Source organism: Xanthomonas sp. 3793, from assembly GCF_024806835.1.
Classification (GTDB): domain Bacteria; phylum Pseudomonadota; class Gammaproteobacteria; order Xanthomonadales; family Xanthomonadaceae; genus Xanthomonas; species Xanthomonas arboricola_F.
The window spans coordinates 97,312-117,174 of sequence record NZ_JANTYU010000007.1; the positions used below are offsets into that span (position 1 = coordinate 97,312).

At 64.6% G+C, this 19,863-nt stretch carries 13 protein-coding genes and 1 other RNA gene; 7 read left to right on the forward strand and 7 right to left on the reverse strand.

What is annotated here, in order from left to right; all coding sequences use genetic code 11:
- Nucleotides 1-62 precede the first annotated feature (62 nt).
- Complete coding sequence (locus FHY18_RS20235) at nucleotides 63-680, reverse strand: TetR/AcrR family transcriptional regulator (protein ID WP_259159464.1); 618 nt, start codon at nucleotides 678-680, stop codon at nucleotides 63-65.
- Between the two features lie 129 nt (nucleotides 681-809).
- On the opposite strand from FHY18_RS20235, the gene FHY18_RS20240 reads away from it, so the two are divergent.
- The 4 genes from FHY18_RS20240 (at nucleotide 810) to FHY18_RS20255 (ending at nucleotide 8,021) form a co-directional block, all read left to right on the forward strand.
- Nucleotides 810-1,973: an isovaleryl-CoA dehydrogenase gene (locus tag FHY18_RS20240; RefSeq protein ID WP_259159466.1), complete on the forward strand. Its 1,164-nt coding sequence runs from the start codon at nucleotides 810-812 to the stop codon at nucleotides 1,971-1,973.
- 10 nt (nucleotides 1,974-1,983) lie between these two features.
- A complete protein-coding gene (locus FHY18_RS20245; RefSeq protein ID WP_259159468.1) occupies nucleotides 1,984-3,594 on the forward strand; it encodes a carboxyl transferase domain-containing protein in 1,611 nt (536 codons plus the stop codon).
- Between the two features lie 203 nt (nucleotides 3,595-3,797).
- A complete protein-coding gene (locus FHY18_RS20250; RefSeq protein ID WP_259159470.1) occupies nucleotides 3,798-5,825 on the forward strand; it encodes an acetyl/propionyl/methylcrotonyl-CoA carboxylase subunit alpha in 2,028 nt (675 codons plus the stop codon).
- Between the two features lie 102 nt (nucleotides 5,826-5,927).
- Nucleotides 5,928-8,021 (forward strand): S9 family peptidase, encoded by a 2,094-nt coding sequence (locus tag FHY18_RS20255; RefSeq protein WP_259159471.1) that lies wholly within the window; start codon nucleotides 5,928-5,930, stop codon nucleotides 8,019-8,021.
- Between the two features lie 253 nt (nucleotides 8,022-8,274).
- Here the strand turns inward: FHY18_RS20255 and FHY18_RS20260 are convergent, their stop codons facing one another.
- Nucleotides 8,275-9,519 (reverse strand): putative peptide maturation dehydrogenase, encoded by a 1,245-nt coding sequence (locus FHY18_RS20260; RefSeq protein ID WP_259159472.1) that lies wholly within the window; start codon nucleotides 9,517-9,519, stop codon nucleotides 8,275-8,277.
- Here FHY18_RS20260 and FHY18_RS20265 point away from each other — a divergent pair.
- The gene (locus tag FHY18_RS20265; protein WP_259159473.1) at nucleotides 9,518-9,829 is read left to right on the forward strand and encodes an NHLP-related RiPP peptide; all 312 of its coding nucleotides are present in this window, start codon (nucleotides 9,518-9,520) and stop codon (nucleotides 9,827-9,829) included. The two genes, FHY18_RS20260 and FHY18_RS20265, sit on opposite strands and share 2 nt — an antisense overlap.
- 27 nt (nucleotides 9,830-9,856) lie before the next feature.
- Here the strand turns inward: FHY18_RS20265 and FHY18_RS20270 are convergent, their stop codons facing one another.
- The 5 genes from FHY18_RS20270 to aceB all read right to left on the reverse strand — a co-directional run bounded on the left by FHY18_RS20270 (nucleotide 9,857) and on the right by aceB (nucleotide 16,834).
- Entirely contained in the window at nucleotides 9,857-12,349 is a 2,493-nt protein-coding gene (locus tag FHY18_RS20270; RefSeq protein WP_259159474.1) for a putative peptide modification system cyclase, read from the reverse strand.
- A gap of 3 nt (nucleotides 12,350-12,352) precedes the next feature.
- Nucleotides 12,353-13,420 carry a GGDEF domain-containing protein gene (locus FHY18_RS20275; RefSeq protein WP_259159475.1) on the reverse strand — a complete coding sequence of 356 codons (1,068 nt, stop codon included), beginning with the start codon at nucleotides 13,418-13,420 and terminating at the stop codon, nucleotides 12,353-12,355.
- 193 nt (nucleotides 13,421-13,613) lie between these two features.
- Nucleotides 13,614-14,909, reverse strand: coding sequence for an isocitrate lyase (aceA, locus tag FHY18_RS20280; RefSeq protein ID WP_259159477.1), 1,296 nt, complete (start codon nucleotides 14,907-14,909; stop codon nucleotides 13,614-13,616).
- A gap of 172 nt (nucleotides 14,910-15,081) precedes the next feature.
- A non-coding RNA gene (locus FHY18_RS20285) (sX9 sRNA) lies at nucleotides 15,082-15,157 on the reverse strand.
- A 60-nt stretch (nucleotides 15,158-15,217) separates the two neighbouring features.
- Entirely contained in the window at nucleotides 15,218-16,834 is a 1,617-nt protein-coding gene (aceB, locus tag FHY18_RS20290) for a malate synthase A (RefSeq protein ID WP_259159480.1), read from the reverse strand.
- Nucleotides 16,835-16,952: 118 nt separating this feature from the next.
- On the opposite strand from aceB, the gene FHY18_RS20295 reads away from it, so the two are divergent.
- Together FHY18_RS20295 and FHY18_RS20300 are read left to right on the forward strand one after the other, a co-directional pair.
- Nucleotides 16,953-17,909: a LysR family transcriptional regulator gene (locus FHY18_RS20295; RefSeq protein ID WP_259159482.1), complete on the forward strand. Its 957-nt coding sequence runs from the start codon at nucleotides 16,953-16,955 to the stop codon at nucleotides 17,907-17,909.
- A gap of 472 nt (nucleotides 17,910-18,381) precedes the next feature.
- Nucleotides 18,382-19,644, forward strand: coding sequence for a cation:proton antiporter (locus tag FHY18_RS20300; protein ID WP_259159484.1), 1,263 nt, complete (start codon nucleotides 18,382-18,384; stop codon nucleotides 19,642-19,644).
- Nucleotides 19,645-19,863: the final 219 nt, after the last annotated feature.

A 19,863-nucleotide genomic window follows, 5' to 3' on the forward strand; every position in this document is an offset into this window, starting at 1 on the left:
CACAGTATATGCACAGTAATTTACCTTGATCCAGCACAGCCGGACACATGGTCAGTGCAGTGTCAGGCCGGGGCAGGTGCGCCGACGGCGCGCAGGCAGAAGCCGCAGATCGCCTCCACCAGGTGCTCGCCCTGCTGCGGGTCGCCCCGGCTTGGCGCAATCGGCCCGACCAGGGCTTCGGTGAAGGCGCCGACGATGCAGGCCGCGGCCGCGTCCAGCGACTGCTCGGGGAACTCCCCGGCTGCCACGCCTTCGGCCAGCAGCTGCCGGAACACTTCGCCAAAAAGGCGACGGCCGCGGATACGTTCGGCATCCACCTCGCTTTCCACCGGCTCGGCGATGAAGGCGTAGGCCAGCGCCGGGCCGGCCAGCGCCCGCCGTACAAAGGTGGCAATCGCGCTGCGCAGGCGCTCGGCCGCGCTGGCCTCGGTGGTGGTGATGGCGCGCAGGATGGTCATCTCACGCTGCACTGCCTCATTGAGAACTTCCACGAAAAGTTCTGCTTTTGACGGGAAATGTCGGTAAATCTGCCCGGTCGAGACGCCGGCGGCGGCCGCGACCGCGGTGATCGGGGCGTTGCGATAGCCGCCTTCGGCAATCAGGGCACGGGCCGCGTGCAGGATGCGTTCGCGGTTGCCGGCCAGGCGTTCTTCCATCAGGGCGGAGCGTCGATAAGCCATGGTGTGATTCTTGGTTCAATAGTTGAATTTTAGTTCACTTTTTTGTCGCGGACCGCTAGGCTGCCCCACATACGCCGTGCGGCCCGCCCGCTCCCACCCGGCACGTCCCGATCCTTGTGGAGTTGCTGCATGCATGTGCCGTCCTTGAACTTCGAGCTTGGTGAAGAGATCGATCTGCTGCGCGAAAGCGTCGCCGCGTTCGCCGGTCACCATATCGCCCCGCTCGCCGCTGCGGCCGATCACGATAATGTGTTCCCGTCGCAACTGTGGCCCCTGTTCGGCGAACAGGGCCTGCTCGGGCTGACCGTGGAAGAAGACTACGGCGGCAGCGGCATGGGCTACCTGGCGCATGTGGTGGCGATGGAAGAAATCTCGCGCGCCGGCGGCGCCATCGGGCTGTCCTACGGGGCGCATTCCAACCTGTGCCTCAACCAGCTGCGCAAGAACGCCAGTCAAGAACAGAAGCAACGCTACCTGCCCAAACTCTGCACCGGCGAGCATGTCGGCGCATTGGCGATGAGCGAAGCCGGTTCCGGCTCGGACGTGGTGTCGATGAAGCTGCGCGCCGACGCGCGCGGAGACCGCTTCGTGCTCAACGGCAGCAAGATGTGGATCACCAATGGCCCCGATGCCGACGTGCTGGTGGTGTACGCCAAGACCGACCCGGATGCGGGCGCACGCGGCATCACCGCGTTCATCGTCGAAAAGGGCATGCCCGGATTTTCGACCGCGCAGAAGCTCGACAAGCTGGGCATGCGCGGCTCCAACACCTGCGAGCTGGTGTTCACCGATTGCGAAGTGCCGGCCGAAAACGTGCTGGGCACGCTCAACGGCGGTGTGCGCGTGCTGATGTCCGGGCTGGATTTCGAACGCGTGGTGCTGGCCGGTGGGCCGCTTGGGCTGATGGCCGCCGCGATGGATGTGGTGCTGCCGTATGTGCATGAGCGCAAGCAGTTCGGCGAGCCGATCGGCACCTTCCAGTTGATGCAGGCCAAGCTGGCCGACATGTACGTGGGGCTCAATGCCTGCCGCGCGTACGTATACGCGGTGGCGCGCGCCTGCGATGCGGGGCGTACCACACGCCAGGATGCAGCCGGGGCGATCCTGTACGCGGCAGAAAAGGCGACCTGGCTCACCGGCCAGGCGATCCAGGTGCTGGGCGGCAACGGCTACATCAACGACTATCCCACCGGGCGCTTGTGGCGCGATGCGAAGCTGTACGAGATCGGTGCGGGCACCTCGGAGATCCGCCGTATGTTGATCGGCCGCGAGCTGTTCGAACGCACTGCCTGACGGAGCCATCATGAGCGTGATCACCAGCCAGCTGCAGGTCAGCAGCGACAGCTTTCAGGCCAATGCCGCAGCGATGCGCGCGGTAGTCGATGACTTGCGTCGCACCCTGGCGCAAACCGCGCTCGGCGGCAGCGAGGCCGCACGGCAAAAGCATGTCGCACGCGGCAAGCTACTGGTGCGCGCACGTATCGATGCGCTACTGGACGCGGGCAGTGCGCTGCTGGAAATCGCGCCATTGGCGGCGCATGGCCTGTACGACGATCAGGTGCCGTGCGCGGGCGTGGTGGCCGGCATCGGCCGCGTGTCTGGCGTGGAATGCGTGATCGTGGCCAACGATGCCACCGTCAAGGGCGGCACCTATTACCCGATGACGGTGAAGAAGCATCTACGCGCGCAGGAAATCGCCCAACAGAACCGCTTGCCGTGCATCTATCTGGTCGATTCCGGCGGCGCATTCCTGCCGCTGCAGGATGAAGTCTTCCCGGACCGCGATCACTTCGGGCGCATCTTCTACAACCAGGCCAACCTCTCGGCCAACGGCATCCCGCAGATCGCCTGCGTGATGGGCTCTTGCACCGCCGGCGGTGCCTACGTGCCGGCGATGAGCGATGAGACGGTGATCGTGCGCGGGCAAGGCACGATCTTTCTCGGTGGCCCACCACTGGTCAAGGCGGCCACTGGCGAAGAGGTCAGTGCCGAAGAACTCGGCGGTGCCGATGTGCATACGCGCATCTCCGGGGTGGCCGACCACTTCGCCGACAACGATCTGCAAGCGCTGGCCCGCGTGCGCGCCATCATCGCGCAGCTCAACTGGCGCAAACCGCCTGCATCGCTGGCGATGCAGGCGCCGTTGCCGCCGCGCCATGCTGCCAACGAGTTGTATGGCGTGATCCCCGCCGATACGCGCAAGCCGTTCGATGTGCGCGAAGTCATCGCGCGCATCGTCGACGACTCGCAGTTCGACGAATTCAAGCCGCGCTATGGCAGCACCCTGGTCACCGGCTTTGCGCACCTGCACGGCTACCCGGTGGGCATCATCGCCAACAACGGCATCCTGTTCTCCGAGTCGGCGCTCAAGGGCGCGCACTTCATCGAGCTCTGCACGCAGCGCGGGATTCCGCTGGTATTCCTGCAGAACATCACCGGCTTCATGGTGGGGCGCAAGTACGAACATGGCGGCATCGCCAAGGATGGCGCCAAGCTGGTGATGGCGGTGGCCTGCGCCAAGGTGCCCAAGTTCACGGTGGTGATTGGCGGCTCGTTTGGTGCCGGTAACTACGGCATGTGCGGCCGCGCGTATTCGCCCAATTTCCTGTGGATGTGGCCCAACGCGCGCATCGGCGTGATGGGCGGCGAGCAGGCGGCCAGCGTGTTGGCCACGGTGCGCCGCGACGGCATCGAAGCCAAGGGCGGCACCTGGTCGGGCGACGACGAAGACGCCTTCAAGGCGCCGATCCGCGCGCAGTTCGAACAGCAAGGTCATCCTTACTACGCCAGCGCACGGCTATGGGACGATGGCATCATCGACCCGGCCGATACCCGTCGCGTGCTGGGCCTGGGCTTGTCGGCGGCGTTGAATGCGCCGATCGAGCCAACGCGTTTTGGCGTGTTTCGCATGTGAGCGGCAACGCGCCCTGGCGCTGTGTGCAGCGGTCGCTCCATCACCGCGCGTGCAGCGTGTGGGACCCGATGAGGGCATCCGGCCGGTCTCCAGCGTCTGCGTCGCTCTTGCCGCCTGTAGTCCGCACCACATCCGCGCATTCAATCGCACGACCTTAATCGCACGAGTGCCGGCCACGCCGGCGATGTGCAGAGACCGACCCGATGACACAGCACGACTCGATCGTCACACCACCGCAGCGGCCCTTCGCCAAGATCCTGATCGCCAATCGCGGCGAGATCGCGTGCCGCATCATTGCAACCTGCCGCAGGCTCGGCATCGCCACGGTGGCGGTGTATTCGGACGCAGACCGCGATGCGCGGCATGTGCGCCTGGCCGACGAAGCGATCCATCTCGGCCCGGCACCGGCGCAGCAGAGCTACCTGCGCGGCGATGCGATTCTCGATGCGGCACGCGTCAGTGGCGCCGAGGCGATTCATCCGGGTTACGGATTCCTGTCTGAAAATGCCGCGTTTGCCGAGGCCTGCGCGCAGGCCGGCGTTGTGTTTATCGGCCCGCCGGCAAGCGCGATTCGCGCGATGGGCGACAAGAGCGCGGCCAAGGCGGTGATGGAACGTGCGGGCGTGCCGTTGACGCCGGGTTATCACGGGCCCGAACAGGCGCCCGCGTTTCTGCGTGCGCAAGCCGATGCCATCGGCTACCCGGTCCTGATCAAGGCCAGCGCCGGTGGCGGCGGCAAGGGCATGCGCCGGGTCGATGCCGGCGCCGCGTTCGAGGAGGCACTGGCCAGTTGCCAGCGCGAGGCGCAATCGGCGTTCGGCAATGCGCATGTGCTGGTGGAGAAATACGTCGAGCGTCCGCGACATATCGAGATCCAGGTATTCGGCGATGCGCATGGCGAGGTGGTGTATCTGTTCGAACGCGACTGCTCGGTACAGCGCCGGCACCAGAAGGTGCTGGAGGAAGCGCCCGCACCGGGCATGACCGAACAACGTCGTGCGGCGATGGGCAAGGCGGCCGTGGATGCAGCGCGCGCGGTGGGGTACGTCGGCGCCGGCACGGTGGAGTTCATCGCCGGGCCGGATGGCGATTTTTACTTCATGGAAATGAACACCCGGCTGCAGGTGGAGCACCCGGTCACCGAGTTGATCACCGGCACCGATCTGGTCGAATGGCAACTGCGCGTGGCCGCAGGCGGGCCGTTGCCGCAACGCCAGGAGGCGCTGCGCATCCACGGCCATGCGCTGGAAGCGCGCCTGTATGCCGAAGATGCCGACCGCGGTTTTCTGCCTTCTACCGGCACCCTGCGCCAGCTGCAGCTGCCGGCCACCAGCGCGCATGTGCGGATCGATGCAGGTGTGGAGCAAGGCGACACCATCAGCCCTTACTACGACCCGATGATCGCCAAGCTCATCGTCTGGGACATCGACCGCCCGGCGGCACTGGCACGCATGCGCGAGGCGCTTGCGCAGGTGCATGCAGTGGGCGTGACCACCAATAGCGCCTTCCTTGCGCGGCTGGTCGGCACTCATGCGTTTGCGACTGCCGATCTGGATACCGCGCTGATCGAACGCGAGCAGGCGGCGCTGTTTCCGCAGGCAACCGTACCGCAACCTGCATGGTGGTGCCTGGCCGCGGTGCTGCTTGCCGAACAGGCGCCACTTGCCCGCAACGATCCGGCCGATCCGTACTCGCCGTGGCAGACCCGCGACGGATGGCGCATCGGCCTGCATGCAGCGCGTAGCGTGACGCTGGAGGCCGCCGGCGAACGCCGCGCACTTGCGTTGCGTCCGCTCGCCGATGGCTGGGAGGTGAGGTCCGCCGATGCCACCCACCTGCTGCGGTATCACGTGCAGGACGACGGGTTGCGCGTGGAGGTGGACGGCCGGCAATGGCGCGTACAGGCGCTGCACGACGGCGCTGCGGTGACCTTGCGCGATGGCAGGCACAGTGCGCTCTTCCGTCATCACGATGCCCTGGTGGAGGCCGATCAACCGGCGCATGCCGGCGGCGGCCTGACTGCCCCGATGCCCGGCCGCATCGTGGCGCTGACCGCGCCGGTCGGCGAAACGGTGACGCGCGGGCAGGCGCTGGTGGTCATGGAAGCGATGAAGATGGAGCACACCTTGCACGCCCCCAGCGACGGCACGGTACAGGCCTACCTGGTGGCCGAAGGCGATCTGGTCGCCGATGGCGCCTTGTTGGTGGAATTCGTGTCCGCGAAAGCGTAGCCCCACCCGGCAGGGTGACCAACGGCACGTCCGCACGCCTCGATACTGCACGTAGCGTGGCCGGATCGGCTGGATTGGCCGCGATTCCCACCGGAGGCTTTCATGCAACGCCTGCTTCTCGTTTCCAGCATGCTGCTGGCGTTGTCCGCCTGCAGCGACAAGACCGCTCCACCCACCAGCACCGCGGCAACCGCCGCGCAGACGCCCACGGCCGCGCCCGCACCGGTCACCGCGCCTGAGCTGATCACCCGCGATGCGCTGTTCGGCAATCCGGAGCGCGCCAACGTCAGCATCAGCCCGGATGGCAAGTACCTCAGCTGGGTGGCCCCGCTGGATGGCGTGCTCAACGTCTGGGTCGCGCCGGTGGATGCACCGGACCAGGCGCATGCGATCACCAAGGACACCGCGCGCGGCATCCGCAACTATTTCTGGACCTATCACACCGACACCTTGTTGTACCTGCGCGACAACGGCGGCGACGAGGATTTCCATCTGTTCTCGGTCAACCTGAGCGATAGCAGCAGCAAGGATCTCACCCCCTTCCAGAAGACCAATGCCGAGGTGGCCGCGATCAGCGCGCACCATCCGGAATCGATCATGGTCGGCATGAACGACCGCGATGCGAAGTGGCACGATCTGTATCGCGTCGACCTGGCCACGGGTAAACGCACCCTGGTGCAGAAGAACACCGACAGCCTGGACAGCTACCTGCTCGATGGCGACTTCCGGCTGCGCTATGCGACCCGCGCCACCGACGATGCCGGCAGGGAATTGCTGGTGCCCGATGGAAAGGCATGGAAGAGCGTGGATCGCATTCCGTTCGAGGATGTCACCAACACCTCGCCCGAGGGACTGACCGACGACGGCAAGACGCTGTACATGCGCGATTCGCGCAACCGCGATACCTCCGCGTTGTATGCCATCGACACCGCCAGCAACGCACGCACACTGCTGTTCGAGAACCCGAAGGCCGACGTCGGCGACACCTTGAGCGACCGCAAGACCGGAGCCGTACAGGCAGTGTCCACCGATTATCTGCGCGAAGAATGGAAGGCGCTGGATACCGGGATCGCTGCCGACCTGCAGAAACTCAAGTCGCTCGGTGCCGGCGATGCCGCGGTGGCCGCACGCACGCTCGATGACCGCACCTGGATCGTCGCTTACTCGGCCGCGGAAACGCCGACGACGTATTATCGCTACGACCGCGCCGACGGCGGCAAGCTGAGCAAGCTGTTTTCCGCTCGGCCTGCACTCGAGGGCAAGCCGCTGGTGCCGATGTGGCCGCAGGCGCTGACCGCGCGCGATGGCCTCACCCTGGTCAGTTACCTCACCCTGCCCGCCGAGGCCGACGCCAACCACGACGGCAAGGCAGACAAGCCGGTGCCGTTGGTGCTGTTCGTGCATGGCGGCCCGTGGGCGCGCGACAGCTATGGCTATGGCCCTTACGAGCAATGGCTGGCCAATCGTGGCTACGCGGTGCTGTCGGTCAATTTCCGCGGCTCCACCGGCTTCGGCAAGGCCTTCACCAACGCCGGTAACGGCGAGTGGGCCGGCAAGATGCACGACGACCTGCTCGATGCGGTGCAGTGGGCGGTCAAGCAGGGCGTGACCAAACCCGACCAGGTCGCCATCATGGGCGGCAGCTACGGCGGCTACGCCACGTTGGTAGGCATGACCTTCACCCCGGACAGCTTCAAGTGCGGCGTAGACATCGTCGGCCCGGCCAATCTCAACACCTTGCTCGGCACCGTGCCGCCGTACTGGGCCAGCTTCTACAAGCAGCTGACCAAGCGCATGGGCGACCCGGCCACCGTCGCCGGCAAGCAATGGCTGACCGAACGCTCCCCGCTCACCCACGTCGACAAGATCAGCAAGCCGCTGCTGATCGGCCAGGGCGCCAACGACCCACGCGTCAAACAGGCCGAAAGCGACCAGATCGTCAACGCGATGAAAGCCAAGAACATCCCGGTCACCTACGTGCTGTTCCCCGACGAGGGCCACGGCTTCAAGCGCCCGGAAAACAGCAAGGCCTTCAACGCAGTGACCGAAGGCTTCCTGAGCCAATGCCTGGGCGGCCGCGCGCAACCGATCGGCGCCGACTTCGAAGGCTCCAGCATCACCGTCCCGGAAGGCGCCGACAAGGTCACCGGCCTGAGCGATGCGTTGAAGACGCATACGCAGGCGATTCGGAAGTAGGCTCTGATCGCGTCGCGCGGGGCGACTGAATGTATCTGCGGATCCTGATCGCACTGCGCTCGGCGGTTATCCACCGAGCGCAGTGCGGGATGAGGCACATCGTCCGAACGTCATCACTGTAAGGCCGATGCCGTGACATCAGGTAGCCACCCGTGCAGTGCGCGGGATGGCACACCGCTCTCAATCTGAATGCATGCGCTCGCGTGGTACCCCGGCGGCGCCAAACGTGGCAGCCGATCAGGCGAATCGTCAGCTAGCTCGACACCCAGACTTCGTTGTTGGGATCGAGCTCCATATTTTGCATGATATCGCCGCGCACACCGAAGCCACACAATGCCACCACCCCTTCCATGATCGGCTCCAGTCCGAGCAACGCTTCGATCTGGACTTCATTGATTGCGCAGGTGACGAATGCACCCAATCCCACATCTGTGGCTGCCATATACAGCGTTTGCGAGAAATGACCTGCTTCCAGCGCAAGCGCTCGATACGCCTTCGCATGCATGCGGTACTTCCAGAAATTGCGGTAGTAACGCGGGCAGAGCGCCACGATCACCTGTGCATTGGCGAACCAGTCCTGCCCCGCCAGTAGACTCAGCGCGACATCCTGCAGATTGTCCACCTCCACACGAAGCGGCTCCAGGGCATGATCGATGGGAAGGTAGTGGTAAATCCCATCCGCGATACCCGACACGTTACGGATCAACAGATACGCGTCCAACGGATGCAGGCCGCCACCCGACGGACTTGAGCGCTTGATAAACACTGTGTCTGGATCGGCCTCCAGCACTGCATTGGCAGCGAAGGTTCGCTCGATGATCTGCGCAAACATCGCAGCATCCATGTGCGCATGGGTCGCGAAGTTTCTGCAGGTGGTACGACGTCGGAGCACTGTATCCAGGTGGCTGTGATTCTGGGCCCGTGTGAGGCAGATTGCATCGGTCGTTCCCCGTAGCACCTGCTCGGGCGGCGGCGGGCCGAAGGTCCGCAGCAATCCGGCAGCAGTGTCCGCACCTGCGTCCTTGGCTGCTTGCGCAGAGTCGACATCATTCCAACGGGTAAAGGCGTGATAGGTTGCCGCGAGAGGATGCCACTGACTGTGGCGTTGGACGGTATCGCGGTGCTGTACCAGATGCGTCTGTTCGCTGTCCTCTAACAGCAGACCCTTGTCCAACAGCGATCGCACAACAGATGGTTCTTCAACGGCCATCGCGTCTTGCCAGCTGCTCGGACTCAACCGGCCCAACACAAGCGCCTCCGCCTCGGTCAGAACACACTCCCCATCCAGATGCGGCGCAAGGGCGACCCAGCGCAATGCACGCGAGGCACCGGCACCTCCCGCACACAGATCGACAAGATCAATCGCAACAGACTCTCTGGGCTCGAGATAGACAACCGCACAACGCCTTACTCGCATGTTCTTGGACTCATCTTTAGATTGATCTTCTAGCGGTCTGGATTTAGATTTCTTGAAGACCTCCCTACCATTGAAGAGCATGAACGAGAACGAGAAAGGCCCTGTCCCACTGCAACCGGACACAGCACACAGGCTGCTGGATCTTCTGGCAACCGATGATGGATTCCGCGACCTGTTCAAGAACGACACGAAGGCCGCATTGGTGCAGGTCGGTCACCCCCCCGAGGATGCCGAGCTGCTCGCGGCTCAACTCAAGGTAGAAAATCTGGCCGACAAGGCTTCCATTGCACAGGCACGCGACGACATCCACGCCAGCCTGACGTCGTCGGCCAATATGCAACCGATTCGACTGAATGTTCCCTCGGGATCGACGCCCCAACTCAAGAAGTAATCGTGCTGCGGCAAATGACACCCTCGGTCATTCGCCGCCAGCTTTCATGGCATCAAAGACATTCATCGGCTGCTGGCACCACCCACAGCCGCCGAACTCGGCATAAGCGCGCCCATGCGCGTTTTGTAGCCATCCGGATTCGTTTGCCGCGGAGTGTTGATCGCCTAAAGACGTGTACGCCTCTTTCAGCACGACGTGGTACTGGTAGGCCTCAGTCCCATCCAGACGCGGCTTGAGCAGTTGCACGGCCTCGCTGGCGCGCCCCTCAAGAAGCGCCGTCCGTGCCTGCAGCAGCAAGACCAGCTCTGCCACAGAAGGCATCTTGGCCAGCTCTGGCTTAGCCATCAGTGCCTGCAGGACTGCCTTGGCCGTTGCAGCGTTCCCCAGGCGCTGCCCCAACAGTGCCAAGGAAGCGGCAACTACCGCGTTGGAGCGCTGACTGAAACCATCCGCGCTTGTTGAGATACTCGCCAACGCCTCAGGGACCGTCGCCTCGATTGTCGCCAGGACTTCGGCATGCTGTCCCTGCGCATATTGCGCTGCGGCCGTGGCCACCAACGATTGGCGGTAGCGCGTGGAAGTGTGCTCGATACCTTTGGAAAGACGCAGTATTTCCGGAAGCGCTTTATCGCTGCGCCCTTCATCGATATAGATGGAGACCTGATCGAAATAGGCGACATCCAGGCGTTTTTCGTCCGGCCAGATGGCGTGCGCAGCCGCAAAGTCCCCCATCACAGCCAGGGTCACCGCTTCCCAGACTGCAGCCGATGCGAGGCCAGAGGCTCTGGCTGAGCGGAATGCTGCCAGTGCTTCCTTCTTTTTCCCCAACGCCAACTGCATCCGACCGAGAAGCTCCAATGCTAACGGGTCGTATTCGTAGCGGGATGAAGCGGCACTCTTGGCGTAGACAAGCGCTTCCCTGTAGCGATTACGCGCTTCCAGGGCATACGCGGTATTCTCGGCGGCAGCGAAATCGTCCGGATACAGATTGGCCATCTGCATCCATTTTTCGTATGCGTTTATTGGATCCTTGATCTGTGCGTACCACGCGTCCAAGTAGACCTGCTCGCGTGGAGGAAGCTTTCCTCGGAAGCTGAGAGCCTTCTCCAGATAAGGCAATCCGAGTGATGGCTCTTCCAAATAATAGTTGCAGCGCGCTACGCCTACATTGGCCAGCGCAAATGTCGGATCAAGCTCTACCGCCCTCATGTAATAGTCGCGTGCACGCAGATAATGCCCGGTGCCAAATTCGCGCTGCGCCAGTGCGTACGCGTTCAATGCATCCATATTTGCGGTGGACACGCGCGGAAGCGGTGCAGAATTCACCTTGATAGACGCCAGCGTTTCGCCAAGTCCTGCGCGCAGATTGGAGCTTACCGCGTCAATCGAAGACAGCAGCGAGCGCTGGCCGCGACCCTCGGAGTGATACATGTAGACCGTCGCCTGCGTTACAGGATCGATCACTTCAACGGTCACACGAAGGTTGCCGCCAACATCCGCCACGCTCGGCAGTATCAGGGCTTTGGCGCCAGATCGAAGGGCAATTTGCGCACCCAGCGCACGGTCGATCTTGGCACGATCGCTCTGCTTCATCAGTTCCAGCATGTCGTGCGCGCGTTTCTCGGACACGAGGTTGACGTGCTTTGACTGCTGGAGACTGAGTCGTAATGCTTGCTGCAACGGGTCATCGAGGACAGCGCTGTCGGTAAGGTTGTGCAGATCGCCGACCACCACCCAATCGCGCTCGGCGAAAGCGATGGCAGGCTCCGGACGACCGATGATCCACAGGATGCCTGCGGTAAGCAGGATCAATGCGACCTCCGTCATCAACGCCGCCGGCCGGCGCCACAGCGGCACATCGCGCCAGGCCTTCGCCGAGTTTTTCGGCATGCGCAGCGGGGTCAGGCCGACTTCGCCGACTTCGTAGATCTCCATCGGCGTGGGCACGCCCTTGAAGCGCCAGCGGCCGTGGGACTTCCACAGGATGCGTTCGGCGCGGTCGCCCAGTTCGCGTGCGGCGCGGTGGGTCAAGGATTCGGCCACGGCCGAGATCAGGATCTGCCCCGGCCGCGCCATCGACATCAGGCGTGCGGCAGTCGGTTTGGCCAGGCCTTCGACTTCCAGCGGTTTGGCGCCGATGCTCACTGCCTCGTCGCTGTTGCGCCAGGTCAGCACTTCGCCGACGTGCAGGCCCTGGCGCGCGCACAAGGTGAGCGCGTGGGCATCGCCCATCGCCTTGAGCCCGCGCGCGTAATCCAGTGCAAAGCCCAGCCCGTCGATCGGGCGGTCGAACAACAACAGCAAACCGTCGGAGCGGTCGATCAGGCGGCCGCGCCACTGCTGCTGCAGCTTGACCACCAAGCGGTCGTGTTCGCGGAACAGTGCCGCGGCGGCGTTGTCGCCGATGCGTTCGACCAACGCGGTCGAATCGCATAGGTCGGTCAACAGCAAGGTACGAAGACGCGGGGCCTGCATCGCCTCCGACGACGCGTCCTTGCGTGCGTGGGTGCGGGCGCTCATGCCTCAGCCATGCCCCGGAGCAGGCGCAGCGCCGGATGGCGGCGGTGCGAGCGCTTGGTGCATGGCCAGCACATTGCCGCCTTGCCGCTTGGCTTCGTACAGCGCGCTATCGGCGAGCGTGTACCAGTCGTTCCAGGACGCCTCCGCATCGATCATGCACAGGCCGACGCTGACCGAGCAGCCCTGCTCGCCCTGGTTGTTGCATAGGCGCGCTTCCACCGCGCGCACGATGCACTCGCCGATGTGGTGCACCAGCTCCGGGGTGCCTTGCGCAACCAGCACGCAGAATTCGTCGCCGCCGAGACGGCAGGCAAGATCGCCCTCGGCGATGACCGAACGCAGGGCATGCGCCACGTTCTGCAACACGCGGTCGCCGGCCAGATGGCCGAACTCGTCGTTGATGCGCTTGAAGCGGTCGCAGTCGATCAGGATCAGCCCGACGCCCGGCACGTTGCCGACGCGTCGACATTCCTGCAGATACAGCGCCAGACCGCGCCGGTTGTGCAGCCCGGTCAGCTCGTCGGTGCGGCTGAGTTCTTCGGTGTGGTTGAGCTGGTGCGAGGTGACGTAGAGATTGTCCAGCGCCGCTTCCAGATCGTGGTTGCGACGGCGCAGCTGACGGATCAGCAGCTGCTCGTTGTTGACCACACGCACGATGGAGCGGCGCAGAAAATGCGCGACCATCGAAGGATCGTGGTCGACCAGACGCTGAAAATCGTCGTGCGCCAGTTCGATCAGGCGGCTGTCCATGGATGCGCTGGCACCGGCACTGCGCGCGTGATCGCCGATGAGCAGGCCGAGCTCGCCAAAAAATTCGCCTGGCCCCAGGTGCTTGAGCGTCAGGTCTTCGCCGAAATCCAGGTCGATCTGGCCACTGACCACGATGAACATCTGGGTGCCGATCGCACCGCGCTCGAACAGCGCCTGGCCCGCGGCAAGCTCACGGGGACGGCCGAAGCGGGCGAAAAACGCCAGTTCGTCAGCGGTCATCAACGCATGCAGCCCGTCCGAGAGCGTCTTGGCAACGCTTCCGGTCGGCTCAACTGCGCCTGCAGTGTTGTGGCAAGTCATCCCGTTTCCTTAGGCCGGCCCGCACCATTAGCCCGTGGGCAAATCCTACAGGAACCCCACGGCCCCGCACCAGATCACACTCTTTCTCTCGGGAAAAGAGACGGAATGTCGGGTATTGCCGCAAAAAAAAGGGCCCGGTTTCCCGAGCCCTCTCCCCCTCCCGGGGTGGCGAAACGCGGCGGCCCGCTGCAGGCTAGGCCGCCTTCTCGCCGTGGAACTGCTCTTCTTCGGTGGAGCCGCGCAACGCGGTGGTGGACGACTGGCCCTGCTGGATCGCCTGGGTCACCGCATCGAAGTAGCCGGTGCCGACCTCGCGCTGGTGCTTGACTGCGGTAAAGCCCATCTCGGCCGCTTCGAATTCGGCCTGTTGCAGTTCGACGAATGCGCTCATCTGGCGGCGTGCATAGCCATGCGCCAGGTGGAACATGCCGTAGTTGAGTGCGTGGAAACCGGCCAGGGTGATGAACTGGAACCTGTAGCCATAGCTCGCTAGCTCGGTCTGGAACTTGGCAATGGTGGCATCGTCGAGATTCTTCTTCCAGTTGAAGCTGGGCGAGCAGTTGTAGGCCAGCAATTTGCCGGGAAACCTGGCATGAATGGCCTGTGCGAAGGCGCGCGCGAAGTCCAGGTCCGGCTTGCCGGTCTCGCACCAGATCAGGTCGGCGTAGGGTGCATACGCCAGGCCACGGCTGATGGCCTGGTCCAGTCCGTTGCGGGTCTTGAAGAAGCCTTCGACCGTGCGCTGCCCGGTGGTGAAGGGCTGATCGTTGGCATCCACGTCGCTGGTGATCAGGTCGGCCGCTTCGGCATCGGTGCGTGCGATCAGCACCGTCGGTACGCCCAGCACGTCGGCGGCCAGGCGCGCGGCGTTCAATTTTTCGATCGCCTCGCGGGTGGGCACCAGCACCTTGCCGCCCATATGGCCGCACTTCTTCACCGATGCCAGCTGATCTTCGAAGTGCACGCCGGCCGCGCCGGCTTCGATCATCGCCTTCATCAGCTCGAAGGCGTTGAGCACGCCGCCGAAGCCGGCCTCGGCGTCGGCCACGATCGGCTGCAGGAAGTCGATGGCGTCATTGCCTTCGGCGTGATGCAGTTGATCGGCACGCAACAAGGTGTTGTTGATGCGCTTGACCACCGCCGGCACCGAGTCGGCCGGGTACAGCGATTGGTCCGGATACATCTGCCCGGCCAGATTGGCATCGGCCGCCACCTGCCAGCCGGACAGGTAGATCGCCTTCAGGCCGGCCTTGACCTGCTGCATGGCCTGGTTGCCGGTCAAGGCGCCCAGCGCGTTGACGAACGGGGTGGCATGCAACGAGGTCCACAGCTTGTCGGCGCCCAGTCGCGCCAGCGAGTGCTCCACATGCACGGTGCCGCGCAGGCGCACCACGTCGGCGGCGGTGTAATTGCGGGTGATGCCGGCCCAGCGCGGGTTGCTGGCCCAGTCCTGCTGCAGGTGGTCGGCGCTTTGCAGTGCAGTGCTCATCTTGCGTTCTCCTGAAGAGGTACGACGGATGGAACGAGGAAGGAACGGCGCGCATGCGATGCACGCGGCATGGCGAGGCCGTCGTTGCGTCTGCGCGCAACGGGCGGTGTGCTGCATTGAGGTGAGGAGTGCAGGGGCACCATGGGTGTCGCTGCAATGCGGTGATTAGAGCGGCTACCAGAACGTAGCGAGCAGTCGTCAGGTGGGTGCGGACGGCGCGGAGGAACCGGAGTGTACGAGCGGCACATGAGGATTCCGAGCACCGGCCGCGCCCGCCTGCAGGCTGCGCAGTAGTTCTGTTGGCTGCTCTAGTCGATCAGGCGGTACGCCGGCACGGTGAGAAAGTCCGCCAGTTCATCGGCACGGCTGAGTTCTTCCAGCAACGCGATTGCCTCATCGATTCGCGTGGCGCCAGGGAGTGCCGTGGCTGTCCCCAGGCGCGCCGGCAATGCGCGCAGGGTTGCCTGCAGCAGTTGCTGATCGATGGCGGTGCCGTCGTCCAGATGCTGGCCGTGATGCAGCCACTGCCACAGCTGCGCGCGACTGATTTCGGCGGTGGCGGCGTCTTCCATCAGGTTGTGGATCGGCACGCAGCCATTGCCTTCCAGCCAGGCGGCCAGATAACGCACGCAGACTTCGACATTACCTTCGAAACCGGCGCGGGTGATGGTGCCCGGCGAAGGCGCGATCAGCATGTCGCGCGTCACCTGCACATCGTTGCGCAACACATGCTGCTGATGCGCGGTGGGCATGTGTTCGTCGAACAGTTTCATCGCCACCGGAATCAACGCCGGATGCGCCACCCAGGTGCCGTCGTGGCCGGCGGTGACCTCGCGCAGCTTGTCGGCGCGCACGCGTGCCATGGCCTGTTCGTTGGCAGCCTCATCGTGGTTGATCGGAATCTGCGCGGCCATCCCGCCCATCGCATGCGCGCCGCGGCGGTGACAGGTCTTGATCAGCAGTTCCGAATACGCCTTCAAGAACGGTTGGGTCATGGTGACCTGGCCACGCTCGGGCAACACACGGTTGCGGTGCGCGCGGAAGGTCTTGAGATACGAAAAGATGTAGTCCCAGCGCCCGCAATTGAGCCCGACGATGCGCTCGCGCAGCGCATGCAGGATCTCGTCCATCTCGAACACTGCCGGCAGCGTTTCGATCAGCACGGTGACCTTGATCTGGCCGTGCGGCAGACCCAGCATCGCTTCGATGTGCGCCAGCGCGGTCTCCCACAGCGCGGCTTCTTCCATGCTCTGCAACTTGGGCAGGTACAGGTAGGGGCCGCGGTCCTTGGCCAGCAGCGCGCGGGCGTTGTGGAAGGCGAACAACGCCGCGTCGAATAGGCCGCCCGCCAGCGGCTGGCCATCGATATGGACGTGTTTTTCGTCCAGGTGCCAACCGCGCGGGCGCACGATCAGCACCGCACGCTCGGCTTCCGGGCGCAGCGCGTAATGCTTGCCATTGGGCGCATCGAAGCTGAGGTCGCCGCGCACGGCGGCGGCCAGGGTGCGCTGGCCGGCCAGCAGGTTGCGCCAGGTCGGCGCGGTGGAATCCTCGAAGTCGGCCATGAACACCTTGGCGCCGGAGTTCAGCGCATTGATGACCATCTTCGGATCGGTCGGGCCGGTGATCTCCACGCGCCGGTCCTGCAGCGCCGCCGGCAGCGCGGCGACGCGCCAGTCGCCGGCGCGGATGGCGTGGGTGTCCGCACGAAAGTCCGGCAGCTGGCCGGCATCGAAGGCGGCCTGGCGGGCACGCCGCTGGGCCAGCCGCTGCTGGCGGCCGGGCTCGATCGCCCGATGCAGCGACACCAGCAGTGCCAGCGCGGCTGGCGGCAGCAGCTCCGCCTGCCCTGCAACCTGTGTGGTCAACGACAAACCGGGCGTGGCGCGGTCGGTGGGACGTGAAGCGAAAGCGGTGGCAGACATGTGGAGGTCCTTGTGCGTCCGGACCTGCACCGTGCGCCGCCAGCAACTATTTGACAAAGCAGTTTTATCAATGCTGTAAATAAGCTGTACTTATATTCAATCCGGAAGCCAGCTCCATATGGCGCCAACCCCTCGATTTTCCTACAAATCCGACCGTCTCAAGCCGCTGCGTGCGTTCTGCCAGACAGTGCGGCTTGGCTCGGTCTCACGGGCGGCTGAGGCGCTTTACGTCAGCCAACCGGCAGTAACCCTGCAGCTGCAAGCCCTGGAGCGCGATCTCGGCGTGGCCCTGTTCGAGCGCTCCGGGCGCCGCCTGGCCCCCAGCCGCGAAGGACAGCTGCTGTACGACATGGCACTGCCGCTGGTGGAAAGCCTGGACGGGCTGGAGGCCAGCTTTCGCGAGAAGGTACGTGGGCTGGATGCCGGCGAGCTCAATATCGCCGCCAACAGCTCCACCATCCTGTACCTGCTGCCGCGCATCGTGGCGAACTTCCGCGCGCGCCATCCGGACGTGCGCCTGACCCTGCACAACGCGATCAGCGCCGATGGCACCGACCTGTTGCGCGAAGACGCCGTCGACCTGGCGGTCGGCTCCATGCTGGACGTACCCGCCGACCTCAACTACGCGCCGGTGTATCGCTTCGAGCAATTGCTGATCACCCCGCCCGACCACCCGTTGGCCGGCAAGTCCACGGTCACGCTGCAGGATCTGTCGCCGTATCCGTTGATCCTGCCGCCACGCCGACAGGTGACCTATCGCCTGGTCGACCTGATCTTTCAGCAGGCACGCGTGCCGTACACCGTCGCGCTGGAAGTGGGCGGCTGGGAAGTGATCAAGCAATACGTGGCGATGGGCATGGGCATTTCCATCGTCACCGCGATCTGCGTCACCGATGCCGATCGCGACAAACTGGCCACGCGCTCGCTCAAGGACTACTTCCCCACCCGCAGTTATGGCGTGGTGGTGCGCAAGGGCAAGTATCTGTCGCCGCAGGCGCGTGCCTTTATCGAGCTGATCCAGCCGGATCTGTTTACGCCGCGCGGGTACGACGAAGGCGGCGATTCGGAACGTTGAGCCACCCGCATGCGTGCTGCCGTCGGGCTCGCCACGCGCACGGATGCCGCACGGTTCGCCTGCAAGCAGCCTCGCGCGGTGCAGCGCGGCTGTGGACCGGCGCTGTAAAGCGGCAGGTCAACCGAGGCGGGAACGTGGGATTGCCGCTTCGGTGCGCATCGGTGCGGGTGCTTGCCTGCGCCATTGCCAGCGCGCTGCAACGGCGCAGGCCTGGCGCCTGGAGCGGGAGCGATCATCGGGACCAAGGCGCCGCACAGGCAAGGCAAACACATCGGATCGCCGTGCACCGCTCGCAGGCCACGCTTGCGAGCGCCAGTCCTGCGCTGTGACACACGCCAATGCTTCTGGCCACGGATCAAGCTCTGTGTCGATGCAGTACAGTGCTGTGCGGCCGGTCCGCAGGGAAGGCCGGCCATGCCCACGCCGCCTGTCCTGCGGCCGTGCCGACGCAACCCATGGAAAAGCGAAGCAGATGAATCCGACCACGTTGTTATTGGTGCAACTGGCAGTGATCCTCGGCGTGGCACGCGGATGCGGCGCGTTGCTGCAACGCGTCGGGCAGCCGCCGGTGATCGGCGAAATGGCGGCCGGTTTGTTGCTGGGTCCGATCGCCTTCGGTGCCTGGTTCCCGCAGATGCATGGTGTGCTGTTCGCGGCCAAGAGCTTGCCGCCGCTGTCGGGCCTGGCCAACATCGGGGTGGTGCTTTTCATGTTCATCGTGGGCGTGGAGCTGCGTGCGCCGGAAGGCAACAAGGCGCAGATCCGCTCGTCGGTGACGGTCGGCATCGCGGGGATCGTATTGCCGTTGCTGCTGGGCCTTGCCGCCGCGCCTTGGTTGTTTGCGCGCTTTGCTCCGCACGGCATCGGCTTCTGGCCGTTCGCGTTGTTCATCGCTGCGGCGATGTCGGTGACCGCGTTTCCGGTGCTGGCGCGCATCCTCAAGGACCGCAACATGACCCGCACGCCGGCAGGGCGCCTGGCATTGGGCGCGGCAGTGATCGACGACGCCACGGTATGGATCTTCCTGGCGGTAGTGCTCACCCTCACCGGAAACAGCGCGCACGGCGGCGTGGCGTTTACCGCAGTCGGTGCGCTGGTCTTGCTCGCCCTGGTGTTCGGCGTGCTCAAGCCCGTGTATGCGCGGCTGCTCGCGCCGCGCGCGCGCGACGGCCGCCATGCGTCCAGCGCATTGGTGTGGGTGCTGATCGGCCTGCTCGGCTGCGCCGCAGCGGCCGAATGGATCGGGTTGCATGCGATTTTCGGTGCCTTCGTGTTCGGCATCTGCCTGCCGCGCGAAGACCGCTTGCTGGAGCATCTGGCCGAACGCATCGAGCCGCTGGCGATCGCCTTGCTGATGCCGGTGCTGTTTGCCGTCGCCGGCCAGGCCACCAGCCCCAGCGCGTTTGCCGGCGCCGGCATTGCCGGTTTGCTGCTGGTGATCGGCGTGGCGGTCACCGGCAAGCTGGTCGGCTGCACCTTGGGCGCGCGGCTGAGCGGCCACGATTGGCGCGACAGCCTGACCGTGGGCTCGCTGATGAACGCACGCGGCCTGATGGAACTGGTGGTGATCAAGATCGGCCTGGACAGCGGCGTGATCGGGCCGGACCTGTTCACCCTGTTGTTCGGCATGACGCTGGTGACCACAGTGATGGCCTCGCCGATGGTGGCCTGGTTCCATGGACGCCGGTACGCGGACACCGCCGGAGCACTGGATACCGGTCGTTCCGGTCGCTGACGGGTTCTGCGACGTTGCGCGCGTGCTGATACCCGGCAGCGAGAGCATTTCGGCTATGCGCTACAGCAGCTGACGCTATTGCCGGTTGCGCCAGGCTGCAATCAACCAGGAGATGAGGTCCATGCCTACCGCTACCCGGAACGATCCTGCCGCGACACCGGGCCGGCCCGAGCGCCCGGGCGGCCGCGTCGACACATCGGCAGATGCAGCCATCCGGCT